At 41.5% G+C, this 21,374-nt stretch carries 21 protein-coding genes; 11 read left to right on the plus strand and 10 right to left on the minus strand.

Translation table 11 applies throughout. From position 1 onward, the window contains the following. Window positions 1-138: 138 nt before the first annotated feature. Window positions 139-1,974 (minus strand): biosynthetic-type acetolactate synthase large subunit, encoded by a 1,836-nt coding sequence (gene ilvB / locus PL8927_RS00975; protein WP_083616617.1) that lies wholly within the window; start codon window positions 1,972-1,974, stop codon window positions 139-141. An 815-nt stretch (window positions 1,975-2,789) separates the two neighbouring features. Here ilvB and PL8927_RS00980 point away from each other — a divergent pair. After that, window positions 2,790-3,128 carry a P-II family nitrogen regulator gene (locus PL8927_RS00980; protein WP_083616619.1) on the plus strand — a complete coding sequence of 113 codons (339 nt, stop codon included), beginning with the start codon at window positions 2,790-2,792 and terminating at the stop codon, window positions 3,126-3,128. A gap of 134 nt (window positions 3,129-3,262) precedes the next feature. Here the strand turns inward: PL8927_RS00980 and rdgB are convergent, their stop codons facing one another. The 5 genes from rdgB to accA all read right to left on the minus strand — a co-directional run bounded on the left by rdgB (window position 3,263) and on the right by accA (window position 8,243). After that, window positions 3,263-3,841, minus strand: coding sequence for an RdgB/HAM1 family non-canonical purine NTP pyrophosphatase (gene rdgB, locus PL8927_RS00985; RefSeq protein ID WP_083616621.1), 579 nt, complete (start codon window positions 3,839-3,841; stop codon window positions 3,263-3,265). Between the two features lie 151 nt (window positions 3,842-3,992). Continuing rightward, window positions 3,993-5,423 carry a phosphoglucomutase/phosphomannomutase family protein gene (locus tag PL8927_RS00990; RefSeq protein WP_083616826.1) on the minus strand — a complete coding sequence of 477 codons (1,431 nt, stop codon included), beginning with the start codon at window positions 5,421-5,423 and terminating at the stop codon, window positions 3,993-3,995. Between the two features lie 144 nt (window positions 5,424-5,567). After that, window positions 5,568-6,287, minus strand: a complete 720-nt coding sequence (gene folE, locus PL8927_RS00995) for a GTP cyclohydrolase I FolE (protein ID WP_083616623.1) — start codon at window positions 6,285-6,287, stop codon at window positions 5,568-5,570. Window positions 6,288-6,356: 69 nt separating this feature from the next. Beyond that, window positions 6,357-7,082 carry an SDR family oxidoreductase gene (locus PL8927_RS01000; RefSeq protein ID WP_083616625.1) on the minus strand — a complete coding sequence of 242 codons (726 nt, stop codon included), beginning with the start codon at window positions 7,080-7,082 and terminating at the stop codon, window positions 6,357-6,359. A gap of 180 nt (window positions 7,083-7,262) precedes the next feature. Continuing rightward, window positions 7,263-8,243, minus strand: a complete 981-nt coding sequence (gene accA / locus PL8927_RS01005) for an acetyl-CoA carboxylase carboxyl transferase subunit alpha (protein WP_083616627.1) — start codon at window positions 8,241-8,243, stop codon at window positions 7,263-7,265. Between the two features lie 283 nt (window positions 8,244-8,526). Between accA and PL8927_RS28765 the strand changes: the two genes are divergently transcribed. The 5 genes from PL8927_RS28765 to PL8927_RS01025 all read left to right on the plus strand — a co-directional run bounded on the left by PL8927_RS28765 (window position 8,527) and on the right by PL8927_RS01025 (window position 13,488). Then, window positions 8,527-8,661 carry a hypothetical protein gene (locus PL8927_RS28765; RefSeq protein ID WP_269321996.1) on the plus strand — a complete coding sequence of 45 codons (135 nt, stop codon included), beginning with the start codon at window positions 8,527-8,529 and terminating at the stop codon, window positions 8,659-8,661. 270 nt (window positions 8,662-8,931) lie between these two features. Then, window positions 8,932-9,318 carry a hypothetical protein gene (locus tag PL8927_RS01010; protein ID WP_083616629.1) on the plus strand — a complete coding sequence of 129 codons (387 nt, stop codon included), beginning with the start codon at window positions 8,932-8,934 and terminating at the stop codon, window positions 9,316-9,318. A 27-nt stretch (window positions 9,319-9,345) separates the two neighbouring features. Further along, the gene (locus PL8927_RS01015) at window positions 9,346-11,208 is read left to right on the plus strand and encodes a MotA/TolQ/ExbB proton channel family protein (protein WP_083616631.1); all 1,863 of its coding nucleotides are present in this window, start codon (window positions 9,346-9,348) and stop codon (window positions 11,206-11,208) included. 2 nt (window positions 11,209-11,210) lie between these two features. Then, window positions 11,211-11,879: an OmpA family protein gene (locus PL8927_RS01020; protein ID WP_083616633.1), complete on the plus strand. Its 669-nt coding sequence runs from the start codon at window positions 11,211-11,213 to the stop codon at window positions 11,877-11,879. 124 nt (window positions 11,880-12,003) lie between these two features. Then, window positions 12,004-13,488: an EH signature domain-containing protein gene (locus tag PL8927_RS01025; RefSeq protein WP_083616635.1), complete on the plus strand. Its 1,485-nt coding sequence runs from the start codon at window positions 12,004-12,006 to the stop codon at window positions 13,486-13,488. A gap of 223 nt (window positions 13,489-13,711) precedes the next feature. Here PL8927_RS01025 and PL8927_RS01030 read toward each other — a convergent pair whose 3' ends face one another. From PL8927_RS01030 to PL8927_RS01040, 3 genes are all read right to left on the minus strand, one after another. Beyond that, a complete protein-coding gene (locus tag PL8927_RS01030; RefSeq protein WP_156093055.1) occupies window positions 13,712-14,167 on the minus strand; it encodes an SMI1/KNR4 family protein in 456 nt (151 codons plus the stop codon). Continuing rightward, the gene (locus PL8927_RS01035; RefSeq protein ID WP_083616639.1) at window positions 14,164-14,448 is read right to left on the minus strand and encodes a hypothetical protein; all 285 of its coding nucleotides are present in this window, start codon (window positions 14,446-14,448) and stop codon (window positions 14,164-14,166) included. The genes PL8927_RS01030 and PL8927_RS01035 overlap by 4 nt, the downstream gene beginning before the upstream one ends. Before the next feature lie 242 nt (window positions 14,449-14,690). After that, on the minus strand, window positions 14,691-15,788 hold the full coding sequence (locus PL8927_RS01040; RefSeq protein ID WP_197047272.1) for an SDR family NAD(P)-dependent oxidoreductase: 1,098 nt from the start codon (window positions 15,786-15,788) through the stop codon (window positions 14,691-14,693). Between the two features lie 80 nt (window positions 15,789-15,868). On the opposite strand from PL8927_RS01040, the gene rpsO reads away from it, so the two are divergent. The 4 genes from rpsO (at window position 15,869) to PL8927_RS01060 (ending at window position 19,003) form a co-directional block, all read left to right on the plus strand. Continuing rightward, a complete protein-coding gene (gene rpsO / locus PL8927_RS01045) occupies window positions 15,869-16,138 on the plus strand; it encodes a 30S ribosomal protein S15 (protein ID WP_083616641.1) in 270 nt (89 codons plus the stop codon). Window positions 16,139-16,222: 84 nt separating this feature from the next. After that, window positions 16,223-16,759, plus strand: coding sequence for a PAM68 family protein (locus PL8927_RS01050; RefSeq protein ID WP_083616643.1), 537 nt, complete (start codon window positions 16,223-16,225; stop codon window positions 16,757-16,759). 120 nt (window positions 16,760-16,879) lie between these two features. Then, on the plus strand, window positions 16,880-17,941 hold the full coding sequence (gene aroF, locus PL8927_RS01055; protein WP_083616645.1) for a 3-deoxy-7-phosphoheptulonate synthase: 1,062 nt from the start codon (window positions 16,880-16,882) through the stop codon (window positions 17,939-17,941). A gap of 189 nt (window positions 17,942-18,130) precedes the next feature. Beyond that, the gene (locus PL8927_RS01060; RefSeq protein WP_083616647.1) at window positions 18,131-19,003 is read left to right on the plus strand and encodes a hypothetical protein; all 873 of its coding nucleotides are present in this window, start codon (window positions 18,131-18,133) and stop codon (window positions 19,001-19,003) included. Between the two features lie 58 nt (window positions 19,004-19,061). Here PL8927_RS01060 and PL8927_RS01065 read toward each other — a convergent pair whose 3' ends face one another. Continuing rightward, a complete protein-coding gene (locus PL8927_RS01065) occupies window positions 19,062-20,198 on the minus strand; it encodes a GspE/PulE/PilB domain-containing protein (protein WP_083616649.1) in 1,137 nt (378 codons plus the stop codon). A 655-nt stretch (window positions 20,199-20,853) separates the two neighbouring features. Between PL8927_RS01065 and PL8927_RS01070 the strand changes: the two genes are divergently transcribed. Continuing rightward, a complete protein-coding gene (locus tag PL8927_RS01070; protein WP_083616651.1) occupies window positions 20,854-21,360 on the plus strand; it encodes a cupin domain-containing protein in 507 nt (168 codons plus the stop codon). Window positions 21,361-21,374 lie beyond the last annotated feature (14 nt).

Raw genomic sequence — 21,374 nt, forward strand, 5'->3', positions numbered from 1 at the left:
CCAGAATTTCGTTAATAATGCAGAGGTTTTTACGATTTCTGCTCCTAGTAATACGGATGTAACGGGAGTCTTCTTGCTCCATTAAAATAAAAAACAACCCCATATAGGGGTTGCTTATCACCTTAATAACCTCCTAAATTAGAGTTTAGTTCCACACTCAGGACAGAAATTATTGCTGGCTACATTTTTCGCGCCACAATTATTGCAATAAACTAACTCAATACTTTCGAGTTTTGTCCGCTCCGGTAAACCAATCATTTGAGCATTGCTCTTACCCGGAGCCACCATCGGATAACAGTTTTCATCCCGTTTTACCTGCACATCCATCAACACCGGGCCATCGAAAGCCAACATTTCTGCAATAGCATCTTTCAACTCCTCCCGGCGAGTCACCTTAATTCCCTTCACTCCGTAGGCTTGCGCTAACATCACAAAGTCAGGCATTCCGGGCTGCATATTAGAAGAAGAATAGCGCTCGCCATAGAAGGTTTCTTGCCACTGACGCACCATGCCTTGCCAACCATTATTGACAATCACAGTTTTCACAGCAATTCCATATTGGCCCAGGGTTCCCAACTCCTGAATATTCATCTGAATACTGGCATCCCCGGCCACACAAATCACCTGTTCATTGGGTAGAGCCGTTTTTGCGCCCATAGCGGCAGGCATTCCATAGCCCATCGTCCCTAAGCCAGCGCTAGAAATCCACTGACGGGGGCCATTTTTCAGGAATTGAGCCGCCCACATTTGGTGCTGTCCCACATCCGTTGTGTAGTAGGCATTCGGAGCCATTTTCCCCAAGGTATCAATCACCTCTTGAGGAGAAAGAGAATCCTCGTACTTGGGCGCAACCAGGGGATACTCTTCTCGCCAGCGTTGAATACGTTGTAACCATTCCGCCGTTTGGCTGGTTTCCGTTCCCCCACCCGTTTCCTGACATCGACGCAATAAATCCACTAACACCTGTCTAACATCCCCAACAATGGGAACTTCAGGAGCGCGATTTTTACCCACCTCCGCCGGATCAATATCAATATGAATCACCTTGGCACGGGAGGCAAATTCATCGAGTTTTCCCGTCACTCGGTCATCAAAACGAGCGCCAACGGCAATTAATAAATCGCATTCTGTCACCGCAAAATTGGCATAAGCAGTGCCGTGCATTCCCAACATTCCCACCGATAAGGCATGATTTTCATTGAAAACCCCCTTACCCATTAAGGTTGTTGTTACAGGCAAATTAAACAGTTCTGCTAACTCTTGAATTTCCCCATGGGCTCCAGCAGAAATCGCGCCTCCGCCAACATATAACAGAGGTCGTTCGGCTTGGCGAATTAATTTAATCGCTTGATTAATTTGGCGGGAGTTGCCTTTGACCGTTGGCCGATATCCATGTAAGGTGACTTCCCCAGGATTAACCGGAATATAATCAAATTCTTCTAAACCTACATCTTTAGGAATATCAATTAACACCGGGCCAGGACGTCCACTACTGGCAATATGGAACGCTTCAGCCACAATTCGAGCCATATCCTTCGGCTCACGCACCACATAGGAGTGTTTAACAATGGGAAGGGTGATCCCGTAGATATCTGTTTCTTGGAAAGCATCTGTACCAATAGCCGGACGGGGAACCTGTCCCGTGATCACGACCATGGGAATAGAGTCCATGTGAGCCGTCGCAATTCCCGTGACTAAATTAGTAGCCCCCGGCCCTGATGTCCCAAAACAAACGCCGACTTGACCCGTTGCTCGTGCATAACCATCCGCCGCATGGGCGGCTCCTTGTTCATGGCGCACGAGAATATGTTGTAAATCTCCCGTGGCTTCAAAGCGGTAGAGTTCATCATAAATCGGTAAAATCGCTCCACCTGGATAACCGAAAATATGCTTGACGCCATGGCGTTTCAAACTATCCATCAATGCGTAAGCACCCGTTGCCCGTTTTGCAGCTATTTTAGTTTTTAGTTGCACAGTAATTCCTCAAACTGTGTTTTAGTTGACTAGGGGGTAGGTTTTTCAAAGCCCGAAATCATACTCAAAGATGATCTTGATTAACCCGCCCATACATAGTTGTTTTATTCTAAAAGTTACCAAGCTCTCACGCTTGAGAAACTGCCACTTTTAACAAGATTTTACAATATCAGCCGCGTGCAGTTTTTAAGGGAATCGGATCGATTTTTCTTCGGCTAAAAATTGCCGAATCTACAGATCGATTCTGAAATCCTCAAGCCAACTGTCCAAAGTATGGTAAAATCTCTCTGGCTCTGGGGCAGATTCCCCCCTTTTGCCTCGTTGTTCATCCGGCTTAGATTAAATTCGGATAGAGGTGTGAGGAGGAACAAACCCATCTTCCATTTTGGAGATCAATTGTAGCATATTTTACAAATAACAGTCTCTTGGCGGTGATATCAAAAGATAGGATGCTAAGTCAGCACCCCGCTCTAAAGAGATGGGGCTATGGGCGGAGCGCGGGCACTGCCAACATTGCCTCTAACTTTAGATAGTTGACCAGCCTGAGTCCGCAACGGACTACGTTAACTGAGTCATGATACCCACGAATGCGACGCTAGTTTGTGGCTCTATCGTTGACCATTAAACAGTCTTACGAGGGGTAAGACAGTGTGGTTAGCCTAACAAGCTCAGATAACATTGGCGAAGCGAACTTTACCCCAGTAATGGGAGTGGGAGAAATCCCGAAAAAACGGGAATCGGCAAATACAACAATTTTTGTCGATTATTTTTCTAGTGACGACTAAACGAAGTATTCAGCTTGAGGAGTGAGGATCTTGAAGAAGATAGAAGCAATTATTCGGCCTTTTAAGCTTGATGAGGTCAAAATCGCCCTGGTCAATGCAGGTATTGTTGGGATGACCGTTTCTGAAGTTAGAGGTTTCGGACGCCAGAAGGGTCAAACAGAACGTTATCGAGGTTCTGAATACACCGTTGAGTTCTTGCAAAAACTCAAAGTCGAAATTGTTGTAGAAGATAGCCAAGTGGATATGGTCTTGGATAAAGTCATTGCTGCTGCTCGGACTGGGGAAATTGGTGATGGGAAAATCTTTATCTCTCCAGTGGAAGAAATTATCCGCATTCGTACTGGAGAAAAGAACCTAGAAGCTATTTAATTCTGTTCGCACCCACAAGCGGGATACGACAATACCGTATCCCGATTAATTGAAACGATAGCGCTCCTGTAAATCTAAACCGTACACCCCTCTTTTTCTTTCTGTTCCCAGTTAAGCTGTTCCCTGTTCCCTTCTTACAATAACGCTTGAAGTTGAGGTAAAACCCCTTGAAATGCTTGACCTCTATGGGAAATTTGATGTTTTAATTCTGCCGACATTTCCGCAAAGGTCATCTTAAATTCTGGAACATAAAAAATCGGATCGTAACCAAAACCCCCGGTTCCCTGCGGTGCTTTTGTGATGATTCCTTTACAAATTCCTTGATACAAGCACCAAATAGAACCATCGGGACGCGCAACAGCCACAGCACAGACAAATTGAGCATTGCGGTTGGGAATATCCCCCAATTCCTTCAGCAGTCGCACAATACATTCGGCTTCTGTTGGTGCATAACGAGCAGAATACAGTCCCGGTGCGCCGTTTAACGCTTCAACGGCTAACCCAGAATCATCTGCGATCGCCCATTCTCCCGTTGCTAACGCCACTTGCGACGCTTTCAACCCCGCATTTTCTATAAACGTTGTTCCGGTTTCTTCTATTTCTAAATCTTTAGGCTTAAGCTGCAATTCAATCTCTAAATTCTCCAAATAAGCCTGTATTTCCTTCAACTTACCCGGATTTCCCGTTGCTACAATTAGTTTTTTTAGATTCATATTTTTGACTGTTAACGGGTTGCATTCTTGCTGGCTGAAGTTCTGACTGTTGGTGCGTGCGCTGTGCTTACGCACCCTACAGTTTCTCAGAGGTTAGACTGTTGGTGCGTGCGCTGTGCTTACGCACCCTACAGTTTCTCAGAGGTTAGAACTAAAACTGATTTGCCCAGTTTTTAGCCCAGTTTAGGGTTTCCTGAACAATATCCAGGGTGGGAGCTTCACAATAAAGGCGTAAAACGGGTTCTGTCCCGCTAAAACGAATTAATAACCAACGACCATCGGCGAGGCGATATTTGTAACCATCGACCGCTAAACAATCAACCACCGCTTGGCCCGCAATTTCCTGTAACGGTTGAGTTTCCAATTTTTCGACTAGGCGCGATCGCACATCCATACTCGCTAACGGTAAATCAATCCGATCATAGGCCGAATCAAAACCCGTTTGTGCTTGTAAACGTGAGTATGTTTGAGTCGGGTCTTCCCCGGACTGTACCATCGCTTCTAAGACATACAGCGCCGATAACAACGCATCTCGTTCAGGAATATGGGTTCCATAGCCAACGCCGCCAGATTCTTCACCCCCGACTAAGACTTCAGTAGTTAACATCCGATCGGCAATATATTTATAACCGATCGGAGTTTCATAAAGCGATAAATTGAATAATTTAGCAATGCGAGGAATTAAATCCGAACCACTCACAGTTTTAACAATTTCTCCGGTAAATCCTCGACGAGTTGATAAATGTTCAATTAAGACCGGAATTAAAATTTGAGAACTGAGGAAATTGCCATTTTGATCAATTGCTGCAATGCGATCGCTATCCCCATCAAACACAAACCCAATGGTTAAACCCCCATTAGAAGTGCGAAAAGCCTCTAATTGTTCAAATAATTCAGGAATATAACGGGGTAAAGGTTCCGGCGCGCCTCCCCCAAAATAAGGATCACGATTTGTATTAATTTCGTGAACTTTATCTCCCAATAATTGAGTTAATCCTCCCGTCGCCGCCCCGTGCATCACATCCGCAAAAACCGTTAATTTTCCTTGATTAATTGCCTCTTGAATTCCCCCAATATCAACTTTAGAACGTAAAGTTTCACAATAACTCGGCCAAGGATTAAAATGTTCTAAAGTTCCGGGTGTTGTTTCAAAAGTAGGAGGTTCGGTTAATAACGCTTCAATTTGTTGGGTAATTTCTGGCCCGACCGAACCTCCAAAAGCTCCTTTAACTTTTAACCCTAAATATTTACCGGGGTTATGACTAGCGGTTAACACAATTGCTCCTAACGCCTGTTGTTGATGGGCGATTAACGAAAAAGCCGGAGTCGGAGCAAAGGTTTCACTGAGTTTGACATCAAAGCCCGCCGCTTGGATGGCGACCGCAGCACATCGGGCAAATTCTTCCGCTAAAAAACGCCGATCATGGCCGACAATCACCGTCCGGCTTCCGGTACTTTCTCCGTAGGTTTGATAGAGAATCTGAGCCGCAATGGGAGCGACTAAAGCCACTCGTTCAAAGGTGAAGTCCAAAGCAATAACACCGCGCCAGCCATCGGTTCCAAATTTGATGGGTTGAGTGATCATGAATTTTCCGATTAAAAGTGAACTAAGAATTAAGAATTTAAGAACTAAGAATTATAGCTTTTAGGCTTTTTCTAGCATAAATTAAATTTCTTCTTAATCCTCTATCTTAAATTCTTAATTCAGCGCTAAAATCCAGATTGCTTAAAAAAATGCAGGTTGGTGACGAATCAAATTCAGAAATTCTTCACGGGTTTTCTGATCGTCTTGGAATGAACCGACCATCGCGCTCGTCACTGTCCAAGACCCCGGTTTCTGAACCCCCCGCATTGCCATACACATATGGGTTGCTTCCATGACAACGGCGACCCCTTGGGGTTCTAGGACGGTTTTAACCGCTTCAGCAATTTGGCGAGTCAGACGTTCTTGAACTTGTAGGCGACGACTGTACATTTCCACGATCCGAGCCAGTTTACTTAAGCCAATGACTTTTTGATTGGGAATATAAGCAACGTGCGCCCGACCCATGAACGGTAACATATGGTGTTCGCACATACTGAAGAAAGTAATGTCGCGTACCAAGACCATTTCTTCATGGCCTTCATCAAAAATCGCCCCATTTACGAGATCTTCGAGGGATTGATTGTAACCATTGGTTAAAAATCGCATGGCTTCAGCCACCCGTTTAGGGGTTTTCAGCAACCCTTCTCGTTCAGGATCTTCACCCACCCCGTATAGCATGGTGCGAACAGCATCCATCATTTGTTCATCGCTCACTTCCGTGCAGGGTTGGGAAGGAGTGCTTTGACTATGAGATAAAGTGCGATCGGGTCGAATGGGGAACCCACTGGTGTCATCATTTTTGTCCCCATTCGGGTCGATCTCTAAATTTTTGACGCCATTGGTGCTTGGTGAGATAGTCATGGTGTATCTTGAATCAAGGTTTAGAAACAACAAAGGTGAACGGTTTTAGAATTGACAAAAATCAACGATTCAAAACGTGCCCACACTGGGCATGAGCGTTAATTCTTCAATGACAGCAACCGTCGGCAATAAAGCGACATAGAGAATTGACTCGGCGACAATCTCCGGTGTCAGCATTGCAGAACGATCAAAATCGGCTTGAACGGTTTCGGTATCCCAGATGGGAGTATTTACAGAACCTGGACACAGGGCTGTTACCCGAATTCCATTTACACGTTCTTCCATTGCTAAGGTTTTGGATAAAGCCATCAAACCAAATTTGCTCACGCAGTAGGCTCCCCAGTTGGGAAAAGCCTGTAACCCCGCAATGGAGACAACGTTAATGATGGTTCCACTTCCTTGATCCCGCATTCCCGGTAAAACCCCTTTCACACACTGAAAGACACTGGTGAGGTTCAAGTCGATCACCCGTTGCCAGTCGGCAAGGGATGTGTTAATTAAGTCTCTGGTGTATCCCATGCCAGCATTATTGACCAAAATGTCAATCGGGCCAAAGGCAGCAACGATACTATCGATTTGGGCATGGACTTGTTCAACTTTCGCCAAGTCAAGAGCAAAAGCTTTCGCTTCCACCCCAGAATTTCGGGCTTCTTCAGCTACCGCTTCTAAGCGATCCTCCTGGCGACTGACTAATGCAATGTCAATTCCGGCTCTGGCAAAGGCGAGGGCTGTGGCCCGACCGATGCCACTACTGGCTCCGGTGATCAAGGCTCTTTTTTGAATGGGAGAAGTCATGTCCGTTTTAAGTCGTCTCCAATGGGACTCAAATAGAGGTGACAAATCTGTAAACTGCTTAATCTGAGAATTGTGTAAAGATTTGTTACTTCCGTAAGTATATCATCAAAGGAATTTTAGATTTTGGATTTTGGATTTTCGTTAAATGCCGTCATCTCTATCCCTGGTGTTGTTAACTGTTTAAACCTTGACTTCTGCAAAAACCCCAATATTTCTAAATTTCTGATAGCGCATTTCTCGACGCTGTTGGGAAGTTAACGCCAGCAGTTCAGCTAAGGATTTCAGGAGGACATTTTTGAGCAGTTCTGCCGCTTTTAAAGGGTTGCTATGGGCACCCCCATCGGGTTCGGGTACCACTTCATCAATAATGCCTAATTGTTTAAGATCTTTGGAGGTAATTTTCAAAGCTTGGGCGGCTTGAGGCGCTTGACCCGCATCTTTCCACAAAATCGCGGCGCAGGCTTCGGGGGTAGCTACAGTATAAACGGAATGTTCTAACATCAGCAGTTTTTCCCCAACTCCAATCCCTAACGCTCCACCGGAACCTCCTTCACCAATGACGGTACAGATAATGGGAACGTCTAAATTAAACATTTCTCGGAGGTTATAAGCGATCGCTTCTCCTTGACCGAGTTTTTCGGCGTCCACTCCCGCCCAGGCGCCAGGAGTATCAATAAAGGTGAGAATGGGCATGGAAAAACGGTTGGCGTGTTCCATTAACCGCATGGCTTTGCGATAGCCACCGGGGGCGGCCATACCGAAATTCCGGGCTACATTATCTTTGGTATCCCGTCCTTTTTGATGACCGAGGATGATCACAGGTTGTCCACCTAAACGAGCAACGCCCCCCACTAAGGCTGGATCATCATAGCCTCGGCGATCGCCATGTAACTCCATCCATTCATCGGTCATGGCTTGAATATAATCTAGGGTGCTCGGCCGTCGGGGATGACGAGCCAGTTGTAGCCGTTGTAGGGGAGATAAACTACTAAAAATTTCTTGTCGCAGTTGGTTAGCACGGGCTTCGAGTTGCCGAATTTCTTCGGATACATCAACACCATTTTCATTCGCTAATTGACGAATTTGGTCAATTCGGCTTTCTAGCTCGACTAGAGGCTTTTCAAAGTCCAGGAGAATCGGTTTTCGATTAGAATTAGCCACACTCAAAATTACAGTTACAGGGGTGAATATTTCTCAGTATTTTATCGTGGAACAGGCATCTTGCCTGTATCTTGTATTCTGTATCTTGTATCCTGTCTCCTGTGTCCTGAATTTGCCTCATTGGGAATTATTTGTGGAAAGTTCGAGTCAAGGATAAAGTATTGCGTCCGATTGAGGTGATTACCTCTAAATTAGAGTGAATAAAAAAATTTTTGAAAATTTGCGTAATTTTGTTTCTAAGTCGCTATAAGTCAGTATAGCTAATTATGAGGTATTGGTGACCATGCGTTACGATAATTTTGGCCCCGGTGAGGACGGTTACGACAACGACGACCACGACTATGATTACGACCGGGATGTTCAGGATAGTTACGATGATTACCGAGAACAAAACGCCTTAGATCGGGAATTAGAATGAGATTCGGAACGGGAGATATGGGAGGGAAACGAATCGGATTCGGACTGGTAGCAGCATCACCCCTCGGTTTTAGAAAGTAGATTTTAGTGAAATGGCTCAATTACAAGATGTTATACCCGCAGAAACAAAAACGATTCGTTAGGGTATATAACCAATAAATAAACATTAAAGTTCCGTAATTTCACTGATTTACAAACTTTGAATTCTGAATTATTATCAATCTCAGATTCATAGATAGCAATATTTATAGGAGCATCATCGATATTAAAAATGTCTTCTCTCCCCGATAATTTTTTATTTCAACCTAGCTTAGAACAGCTTCTTGCAGAAATTGTAGCCATTAATCATGCTTGGAAAGAAGCACGGTTTATGTTCGGAAATTCTGCGGGTTTAACCGTTTCTTTGCGGAATTTAAAAACGCGATCGCAAGTTCGACTTTTACGCAATTATGCACCGGAAAAAGTCTACCTCAAAATAGATGAAGAAGCACTAGAACCTTCTTTAGAAGTTGATAACGATGCTGAAACAGGAGAACCGCTTTATGGCTTAATTCTGCGAAAACCTGTTAATGGTGTTACCGATGCGGCTCACCTTCCTATGCGAGTTGCTCAAGAATTTTTATCTGAGTCTGAGATTCAAAGATTTACTCAAAATTAACTTACTTAAATATTAGGAGAATTAGCAATGTGGGAATGGTTTAAAAAAAGTTTAAATTCAGGTGATCCAGTTAGTGATATCTTTATTTGGATTATTATTGTATTCGCTTTACTAGCTTTGGGATTAGAACTTTTTTCTATTTTTAAAAATTATTTTCCGAAGTTCAAAGATACTGAAGATGGGATTAATTTCTTAAACAGCAATAATAAACCAGAAGAAAAATTGGATTTACCAACAGATACAGATGAAAAGATTAGAAAATGGCTACAAAGACACTTTTTAATTCAAAATGAAAAACTCATCAAAGATGAAAATGATCAGCTAAAATTTATTATCCTATCAGCCCCCTCTATTCTATCTCAACCTATACCCCGCGGCCCTGTTTATTTTGCACCGACTTTATTAACCGCATTGGGGGTTTTAGGAACCTTTGCGGGGATTTATTTAGGACTGCAAAACATTAATCTTGGTAATATTTCAGAAGCGAATAACCTGCTGAAAGCTAGTACCCAACTGATGGAAGGAATGAAGTTAGCCTTTGTTACTTCCCTATTTGGTTTAGGAACTTCTAGCTTTTTTATGTTATTTCTGGCTTGGGGGAAATGGCGACGGGAACAACGACGAGATAACTTAAGAAATCAACTCAGAGAAATTGCAATTTTAGAAACTCCTGTTAGACTTCTTTCTCGTTTAGGTAATCAACAATCTAATCAAACCGAATTGGTAGAATCTTTGAAGAATGTTGCTGATAGTTTAAAAGGAATTAGTAACCTGAGTGCGGATGAAATTGGGAAAGCAACGGGCAGGTATTTTAGAGTCGTTGTTCAGCAAGATGTAAAACCTTTATATCAAGAGTTATATCAGGAGTTACAACAACTACGAACAACACAAGAAAGTCAAGGTCAAACGGTAGAAACCTTAATTAAACAACAAGGTCAAACTGTAGAAACCTTAATTCATCAAATGGAAACCCAGTTAATTGAACCTGTTGTCAAGCGGTTAGATGAAAGTGCAGCCTTAACCCAGGAAGCATCATTAGCCGTGCGAGAGTTAAGAGAATCTTTAGGAGGAATTTCAGCAAGTTTATCAAGTGCTATTTCTACTATTCAGGAATTCCAGAAAACTACATTAGTAGAACTTAAAGACTTTGCTGTTAATTTGCAGGAGATTTTAGGACAATTCCGCACCGATACAGAAGGGGTAATGCAGAAAGTTTCTCTTGAAATTGAACGGGCGGTTAATACCAGTATTGAGGGGATGGAAGCCCAGCGTCAAGCTTTTGAATTAAGTGCGGAAAAAGCCGCCGATACCTTTAAAGGAATTCGCATTGATTTTGAGGAAGAATTAAAAAAATTCCGTAATGAATATCAAGAATCTCTCAACAATTTCTTTACTGAACAAAATCAACTGTTACAGGAAACCTTGGGAGAACAACGGGACGGTTTAGCTCAGGTTGTAGATTCTTTGAAAACCGTTTTTATAGAAGATTCTCAACACATGAGCGAAGAAATTCAAACCAGCATGAACACCATTAAGGAAACCGTTGAAAAGGTTTCTAAATTATCAAATACACTGGGTTTAACCTCCGGTGAACGTCTCGCACAGTTACAAGAATTAGCTCGAACAATTGGAGATGAGGCGAATCAAGTTTCTGGCCATTATCAAAATATGGCTACTCAATTTAATGCCACTTTACAAGCCGGAAATCAACAGTTAGCAGGTTATCTTCAACAAGCAAATGAGGTTTATAGTAACCGCATTCAGGAGTTTGATACAGCAACGGCTACCATTTGCCAACAATTAAACTCTACTTCTCATGAATTTATGGGTGTGGCTCAATATCTCGTTTCTGCTGCTGACGATCTTAGAAATACTAATGGGAGAAATTAATCATGAGTGATTTATCAGAATTAGAATTAGAAACAGAACTTCAGGAAGAACAAAATTCTGGAGTTTATCTCTCCATTGGGGATTTAATGTCGGGGTTATTAATGTTTTTTGCCCTATTATTTATTACGGTAATGGTGCAACTCAATAAAACTCAAGATATCATCAAGAAAATTCCTGATGAAATGTTTAGAACAATGCGAGATTTACCTAATGGTAATCTGATAAAAATTGATCCAAAAACGGGAGATGTAAGTATTCCTGATGCGATTCTTTTTGATAAAGGGAGTGCAGAATTAAAACCGGAAGGCAAAAAGTTTTTGCGAGAATTTATTCCAAAATATAGTGCTGTTATTTTCTCTAACCCTGCTTTTGAGGATACTGTAACTCGCGTTATCGTTGAGGGTCAAACCAGTTCTCTAGGAGATGATAAATATAATATGGATTTAAGCTTAAAACGCTCACTATCTGTTTATAATTATGTCTTTTCAAGCGGATTTGTTTTTCAAACTAAGCCTAAATTTCAAACCAAACTCATGGCCGCAGGACGAGGAGAAGTAGAAGCTAATCAAAAAATTGATGATCCACGCGATCGCCGGGTTGTCTTTCGCTTTCAACTTAAACAAATTGATTGGGATAAGTTTTTAAATTCATCAAAATCTCAATCAAAGTAAATAACTATAGCAAGTCTAAATCAGTTTAAATCCGACTTAAAATCCAATTCATCGTAGGGGCGAGGCGCGCCTCGCCCCTACAAACCTACAAAGACTAAATCAAATTTTAGGGGGTATTACAAGGATGATTTTTTCAAGTTTAAGTTTACCGGATTTCTCTCCAATAAAACCTTCTCAACTCCTAGACTTTTCAAATTCGCTAGGTGAACAAGAGAGTTTATTACCTCCTCATATCCAGATTACAAATTATATTAAACCTCGAACATTTGAGGAAATATCAAAAGATATTGAAAACAATCAAATAGATAAAATTAGTAATTTAGAATGGATTTATTTAGTTTACTTTAAATCCGATGATTTAAAACTATGTCAGTTAATTTGGAATATAGCCAAAGAAAAAGGATGGTTAAAAAACCGTTTAATTTGGAATTTAGTTTTATATTATGGAAATGAAGATAATAATAAAAAAAGAATTATATCAGAATCTTTAGTTAATTCCTTTTCTGTGGATGTCTTAGATAAAGTGGATTATCAAGACTTGGTAACGATAAAAATTATTGAAAGTTTAAAAAAAGCTCCTGCTGATTTAGCAAAATTAAGTTTAACGTATAAGAAAACTCCCAAAAATTTATTAAAAACCTATCAATTACCTTACTGGATTAAAAAAGCTGAAGATGCGCTAACAACGGTTGCAGAGGTTTTTGTATCTTCTCGTGATCTTCAATACGAGACTTGGTTGCTCAATTGTCTTGAAGAAATGCTGTCTGAAGATCAAATTAAAGCAACGGATTATTTACTAACTAACATATCATCCGAAATAGCTGAAACTTTACCGAATCTGGTCGAGTGGGTAAAATTGAATTTTAAACCTAAAAATTCTTATAGTAAATGGCATCAGCTTTCAGGAGAAGCTAAAGAAGCATTAAGAAAATGGATCGGTGCAGTTAATTATAAAGATTTTGAAAATATTGTTGAGCTTTTATTAGAAAAGAATCATGAGTTAAATATACCAGATTGGCAAAAAAATCAGTTACGAGCGCGCAAAAAATTCTGGGAAAATTATAGCGATAGCTTTGAAAGAATTAGAATTTTATTACCTCAAAGATCTATTAATGCTCTCGGTCAATATCTTCCTGAAAATGTTGACCGTTTAATAGAAGATGATAGCGATACAGAAGTTTGTATTTTTGATTTTGGGGATTGGTTTATTGTTGAGTTTTTCCGAGGGGAAGGAAGTGAAACTCGTTTATTTAACAGTTCTCAAAATCCTGACCTTGAGCAAAAACTGTTCGGTTCTTCTGAAGTTTCTGTTAAACATCTGCGTTGTTTTAAACCTCGTGAAATTCATGATCATGTTTTCTGTTGGCAAACCTACTGTGAAAAATGGTTAAAACTCAGCAATATTCTTCCCAATGCAGGGACTGTGTTTTTTAAAGGGTTACCATATGAATATGGTAGATATGGTTCAGATGGACTTCCTACACCCTCATACGAAGATCAACAGAAACGAAATCACCGATTAGATCAATGGAAAAACAAGATTATAGAAATTGAATCTGAAGCGGAAGAATATGTTATAACAGTCCTATTTGATTTGGGAAGTTTATAAATGGCATTCATAAGTTAGTCATTATATTTACAGCATATCCCTTCAATTCCTATACTAACCTACCCTACCTAAAGATAAAAATTAAGCGATCGCATCTATTTCTTAACTCTTCACATTATCTAATTTCTTGATCAAGACGAACTTCTAAGTTTTCAAATTTGTGTTTTTCTTTTCCATAAAAAAATCTTTTTTTATGGAAAAAATCTTTTTTATCAAGTAAAAGTTACCGAATAATTTTTAAAGCCTCTAGCTCAAGATTGTAACGTCTACCATATTCCGATCGCAGTTCATCTCTATACCAATCATCTAAAGTCTGAAATTGATCAATTTCTTGATAACTCTCATCCAATTTAACATAATACCCATCGGTTAAACGAACAGCACTCAACCCTGTTCCCAGATGAAACAGTAAATAATTTTTTGCCATCCCTTGAGAGTAGTGAAACTCATTCATACTCTCAATATCATCTCCCAAGCTATCATCCCCAAATGGACTGAGAATGGTTTCACTCTCGAACAAGTCACCCCCATTCGTCCGTTTCCAAAGTTCAATTAAATCTTGGGGTAAATTCAATTGATGCTCTTCTAACCAGACTTCTAATTGATTAGATTCAATTGTACCATTCCACACAAATAGTTGGGGATGACGTGCAGCATCTTGCATTAGTATATTATTCATTGTCTTGCTAAGAACTCCTCTAAAAAACCAATAAATGCGTAAGTATTTTTATCAAAGCGGACACCTTGTCCAAGATCGTTATAAATATCAGTAACTTTATCACCCATAAACTGTCTTTTGGGGTGAGTGAGAATATTTCGGATTAACACCTCAGCATTAAGTTGAGTTGGTTCAATACCCTGAAAAACTGAAGCATATCCTCCTGAATTGGCGTGTCCTTGTTTTTTAGCAATAGCCCTCGCCCCCTCCGTTGTTTGACCCCGAATTTTTCGAGAACTCACGACAACTTGTTCAATTTCTGCTTCTGTAATAAATAGCCACTCCTTCTCAAATTAACTTCAATGTTAGCATATAGCTCTAGGTTTCATCAAGGGCGATCGCTCTTTAACAACACAACCTCCAATCTTCAAACTATTTAACTCTCGGCTTTAAAACAGCAGGTAAGGGTTAGTTTAAATCTTGATAGATGCGATGCCGTGATGGCGGTGGCTACACCATCACACTCCGTCAAACTCACATCTGTTTAGTAAGCCGTCCAACCCCCATCCGTGGCATAAGTACAACCCGTTAAATTAGCAGCATCTTGAGACAATAAAAAGAGAATAATTGCCCCTTGTTCCCAAACGGTGGACGAACGATGTTTGGAATCAACAGCAGACAGAATGCTCTGTAGTTTGAGCCCCCCCATTGAGCTACCCTCGCCAGCTTTTTTGCTGGCCTGCACAAATTCGCCTGCTCTAGCTACCATCGGTGTATCCGTAGCTGCCATATTAACTGAGTTGATCCGAATCCCGTAAGGCGCATAATCTAGGGCTGCATTTCGCGTTAAGCCTGTAACTCCGTGTTTACTAGCAACGTAGGCAGGATTTCCGGCTAATCCAGTTAAGCCCGCGATCGAACCAATATTGACGATGGCTCCACCTTTACCCTGTTCTAACATTTGTCGTAGTTCTGAGCGCATTGACTTAAATACACCCGTTGTATTCGTTGCTACCACAGCCTCCCAATATTCATCAGTAGCGAGATGAATTGAATTAGGCAACAAATCGCGTTGACCTTCAAAATTAAGCGGTTGAGCCGGATCGCCTCCATCCATGACTCCCGCCGCATTCAGCGCCAAATCGACACCACCAAAGACGTTCACCGCTTCTGTTACCATACGATCACACAACGCCGTTTCTACGACATTCCCAACAATTGCGATCGCATTATGTCCTTCCCCTTTAATCTTACTAATGGTCTGATTGAGTTCTTTTTCCTTCCGGTCAACTCCCACCACATTAGCCCCTTCACGAGCGGCTCTAATCGCCGTAGCTGCTCCAATTCCCGTGGCCGCACCCGTAATTAAAATCGTTTTTCCTTGAAATCGATTGGGAATAAAATAGTCAGGATTAGTGGGCTGAATATCCATAGTTTTTACTTCACCTTTGATTAGATTGCTGGCAGAAGAAACATCGGTATTTTGGGCAGGTTCAGCTTCCCCTGTCAAGCTTGAAAGCATAAGTGTTGTCACAAAAGAGCCAGTTCCTAACACAAGAAACTGACGACGTGACAGCATATATTGCATGACTTCCTGTACCCCCGGATTGTCAGGATTGAGATGTTGAAAATTTGGCCCCACTGGATTTCCCTAATGTCTTCGTAAGTATGGTACTCTAAATGATTGTGGCAAATTACGGATTAACTTGAGATTCAACAACTATGGCTCTCACACAGCAGCGTAAACAAGAAATCATGTCCGAGCACCAAACCCATGAAACCGATACCGGTTCCTGTGAGGTGCAAGTGGCAATGCTGACCGAACGCATTAATAAACTCAGCGAACACCTGAAAATCAATAAAAAAGATCACTCCTCTCGGCGTGGACTTTTACTAATGATTGGCCGTCGCAAGCGTCTGTTAAGCTTCTTAAAAAGCCAAGATAAAGGACGCTATCAAGCCTTAATTGCTCGTCTGGGTATTCGGGGTTAGAATTCTGCAACTGACGTAACAACCGAAGCCTTGATCTGTTACCTTAGCTTTCCTCCTGCATTTTCAGACCCATTTTTTAAACTTATGTCCTCTGAACGTCCTCCCGCACGTCCCGCCTTTGAACCGAAGAAAAATCGCAAAAAACCGAATAAAGCGACCTCAAAACCTCCGGCTAAGGCGACTTCAGACTCTAAATCAACAAAACCCGATCAAAAGGTCAAGGCGACTGTTAAGTCCCCACAACCTCAACCCCAAAAAAACAAAGACACTAAACGTCGTTACACCCGTGAAGAAACGGCAATTCCAGAGAAAGTCAGCCAACGAATGTTATCTCGGATGGTGCTTTTGGCTGGAATACCTTTGATGATGGGCTTAGGAAGCTTCGTGGGTAGTTATTTTGTGATTACCCAGGACTTGTTTCTCTTCCCTCATGCCATTGTGGTGATGATTAGTATGGGATTTTTTGGGTTAAGTGTGGTGGGCTTAAGCTATGGCGTTTTGTCAGCATCCTGGGATGAGGAAGTCTCTGGGAGTATTTTGGGCTGGCAGGAATTTAAAGTCAATTTAGGGCGAATGCAGGACGGATGGAAAGCTGCCAGACAAAAAAATCCGAAAAATTAAGAATTCAAAACATTACGTCCAAAACTGAATTGTTATACGCTAAATTAGCTTTAACGTAGGCTGTATTTTTTGAAACAATTCCAGCATTTTAAGTTTGATCAATCGATCACTCCAGCATAAATGATTATAGTAATGAAAGTCGGCACACCTGAAGCCGAAATTGAGCGTTTAAGTGAAGATCTCAACACCAGTTGGGGGTTATCACCCGAAAGAATTGTCGGTAAGCATAAAGTTGTGATTGGGTTAGTCGGTGAAACGGCTGACCTTGACCCCTTGCAACTGCGGGAAATTAGTCCTTTTATTGAGGACGTGTTACGGGTGGAAAAACCCTATAAACGGGTGAGTCGTGCCTACCGTCAAGGGGAAGCCAGCGAAGTCACAGTGCCCACTCCGGCCGGAGATGTCACCTTTAGTGAACATCATCCCCTGGTTATCGTTGCTGGGCCTTGCTCAGTGGAAAATGAGGAGATGATTGTCGAAACCGCAAAACGAGTTAAAGCTGCGGGGGCTAAATTCCTGCGGGGAGGAGCCTTCAAACCTCGGACGTCTCCCTATGCGTTTCAAGGACACGGTGAAAGTGCCCTAGGGTTATTAGCCGCCGCCCGGGATGCGACGGGGTTAGGCATTATTACGGAGTTAATGGATGCCGAAGACCTGGAAAAATTAGGGGAAGTTGCCGATATTATTCAAATTGGCGCTCGCAATATGCAGAACTTCTCCCTATTGAAAAAAGTGGGAGCGCAAGATAAACCTGTTCTGCTAAAACGGGGAATGTCAGCCACCATTGAAGAATGGTTAATGGCGGCGGAATATATTCTCGCAGGCGGAAACCAAAACGTGATTTTATGCGAACGCGGCGTTCGGGGTTTTGACCGTCAATATACCCGGAATACTTTGGATTTATCCGTATTACCCGTATTGCGATCGCTCACCCATCTGCCAATTATGATCGATCCCAGTCATGGGATTGGTGTTGCAGAATACGTTCCCCCAATGGCGATGGCTGCTATCGCTGCGGGTGCAGATTCCTTGATGATTGAAGTCCATCCCAACCCGGCTAAAGCTCTATCTGATGGCCCTCAATCTCTGACCCCAGAACGGTTTGACCACTTAATGCAAGAATTGTCTGTAATTGGTAAAGCCGTTGGTCGTTGGCCAAAAGAACTGGCTGTAGTCGGTTAATTCTTGGGTAAAAACTTTAAAATCTGATAAAGGCGTTTGTGAAAAACGTCTTTATTTTTGGCATCTATCTACAGAAAGATTTTCAGCAACCCGATAACCGTTTTTTATCTGGAATAATCTCTGGAAATTATATATAATAATGGTGTTAAATTTCCTACAAAAATTATTTATTGAGGAGTGCAATTACAGATGGCTAATCTCCGTAAGACAGCTTTTCTAGGAACAGCGATCGCATTTACCCTAAATGGGGGTGAACTTTTAGCACAAGAACTTTCCTCTCAATCCTCTTTAGAAAATATTGTTGGGTCTTCAGTGGAAATTGCATCTCAAACTCTCTCAGAAACACCGGATTTAAAACCAGAACAGTTAGCTTTTGAACCTACAGAAATTAATAATTCCCAGGAAATTATTCAACAGCAACCCCAGACTTTATCGGAAGCTGAAAATACTTTTCCCTCAACACAAGCAGCCGATTTAAGTGAAAATTGGATGGATCGAGTCGAGTGGAATATTGCTCAAAATCCAGATCAATCCTTTCCAGCTACCGAACAACAGTCCCAAGCAACAGAAGCAAAACCGGAAGATCCGCGTAAAGCCGCCGATGCTAATGGTCGCCGTTTAAGTAATAATTATAATTATGTTGGACTGGGAGGGAATATTGGGATTACAGGAGATGGATCAGGTTTAGGAGGGGGCGGTTTAATGAGCCTTTCCAAAACTGGATTTTCAGAAAATGTTTCCCTACATTCGGGTGGAATTATTGTCGGAAGTGATAGCGCAAGTTTAGTCCATCTGACGGCGGATTTTCCTGTCAGAAGTGAAACCAACGCCGTTCGTTTTTCCCCTTTTGTGGGAGCCGGAATTATCTACAAAGATATCTTTAATAATGATTTTAGCGTCGGCCCTTCAGCCGTAGCCGGAATTGATATTCCCGTTTCTTACAGCTTCTTAATTACAGGCCGTGCTAGTGTCGGATATATTCGAGATGAAACCGATTTCGGGATTCAACTGGGTTTCACTTATATCTACACGAAAGGACTACTGGGTTTAATTTTTGATTAATCTTTTGGCGGTTAACGGTTGATTGTTAACTGTAAACTGTAAACCGTTAACCGTTAATCTAACGCTTTATATCCGAATCTTGACTTTTTTGGATTAACGCATCAGATTGTTCAACCATTATTCTCAAGAGTTGATTTAATAAGACTAAATTCTCCGAAGATAGAGGAGTTACAGCCAGACGAGAACTAATTTCACTGATCTTATGTTGGAGTTGCTGAGTTAGTCGTAAAGCATCTAAACTCAATTTAGATAACTGTTGTTTTTGATAAAACTTTAAAGCGGCTCCGCGTAACACCTGTAAATTAGCTTCTTCTCCTAATGTTCCCGGAGTAATTCTTAATCGGAGTAATAGATGGGTATTTTGATAGACCCGTTCAATTTCAGCTTGTCGGGGTTTATCAAATGGAATTAACGGCAGTTCTACTAACAATTTTAACTCATTAATAACCCCTTGAAATTGTTGAGGATTTAACCCCGTAACAACCGATTGTAAAACGCCATCCTGACTCCACAAAATTCGGGATGAACTCCCCTCTTGACATTCAAAATAAAGCCGTCCAATACCACCCACTAAAACCCGTCCTAATAGTTCTTGTAACAAATCATGGGGAGATAATGTTGCTAAAATCTCCACCGGACTCGATAAATAAGTCGTTTTGACTTCTAATGGTTTTAAGAAACTTTCAGAGGTTGGCTGCACAAATTCAGGTGAAAATGTTTCCTCCTCTGAATCAGAGAAATTTGAGGCGGGTGGCGGTAAACAGACCAAAGGTTGTTTAATCGTAATTTTTTGAGGTGTAACAATAGGAGAAACTTCTGTACTCGGAACAGGAATTTGTGAGGGTTTTTGACCTGTAGAAAATGAAGTTAACTGAACCTCTGTTTGAGAAGATTCACCGCCTTTAACCTGTTGCGTATGATAGAGATAAGCAGACAATAAAGAATGCTCCTCCTCCGAAGAAATGACCTGAGTAACGATGGAGCAATTCATATAAGATACGATCTTTTGAACATATTCTAATGCTGATTCATCTTCTGAATCAACAACACCCAAATATAAATGATTATCCTTGAGACAAAGAGGTAAAATTTGGTAATGCAAGCAAACTTCTAAGGGTAAGATGCTGTCAATTAAAGCGAAAATTTGCTGCGAGTCCAACGGAACTGTCCCAGTTGCTTGAGATTTAGCTAACATTGTTTATGAATAGTGTCTTAGTCCAATATTCCCCGGCTTAGAGCTAAATCAGCCCGAATTAGCTCCCACGAAAAAGGCACTCCGACTCAAATTCCATATCCGCAACCCTGGGGAGTGGAGAAGGGTAAATTAGTAATGGTTATTTCTCTAACTTCAGTTTAACAGCCTTTGCGAAAATTATCGATAAAACGCCAGCGAAAATCGCTAAACTCTGGGAGAAGGAGATTAGCGATCGCAACTCAAAGCCGCGCAGATAGTCGTCAGGGATAATCCCACCTTTGATCAAGGTGGACGTATTCAACCCTTGATTCAGGATGCGGGTTGTCAACTGTTGTACTGACTAGCCCCTACCCTATCACCCCAGGGGTTGTTTAACGTTATTGGGTGGACAATTCTGGAGGACAGGTTAATAGCTCTGACTGTGGATTGATTTCCTCAGATGCTAATCTGATCAGTGATGTCAAGGATGTATCCTCCTTGACATCTTTTAATTTCTGATATAGCAGTCCTAAATAGGTTGTAATATTTGATCGTATTTGCATTTTTCCGTTGATCAATTGTCGGTTGGGTTAAACCCCATTTCCCTTGCAAAAAGGGTATATAACCATCCTAAATTTGATGTACAATTTTTCTATTCCCTGTTTTCTTTGAATTTATGATCACTGTAGAAAAATTAATTGAAAAATATCAGCTTATTCCTCACCCTGAAGGAGGTTATTTTCGAGAAACTTATCGTGCAAAGGGTGTGATTTCTCAGAATTCTTTACCGGGTAATTTTAAAGGCGATCGCAATTATTGTACAGGAATTTATTTTTTATTACCTCAAGGAACAAAATCCTGTTTACATCGAATTCAATCTGATGAAATGTGGCATTTTTATTTAGGAGGTTCCTTAACTCTAATATTAATGCACGAAGACTATGGCGTGCAGAATGTTATTCTAGGTTCTGATATTCAAGGGGAGGAAATTGTGCAGTATGTTGTTCCGGGGGGATGGTGGTTTGGGGGCTATCCTAACCCAGAAAGTGCCTATAGTTTTGTGGGATGTACCGTTGCGCCAGGGTTTGATTTTGCCGATTTTGAATTAGCGGACAGGACTAACCTGATCTCGAAGTTTCCCGAATCTTCTGAACTGATTTTAAAATTAACTCCTGAGCCTTAATTGAAGGTACAATA

The organism is Planktothrix serta PCC 8927 (genome assembly GCF_900010725.2).
GTDB lineage: Bacteria > Cyanobacteriota > Cyanobacteriia > Cyanobacteriales > Microcoleaceae > Planktothrix > Planktothrix serta.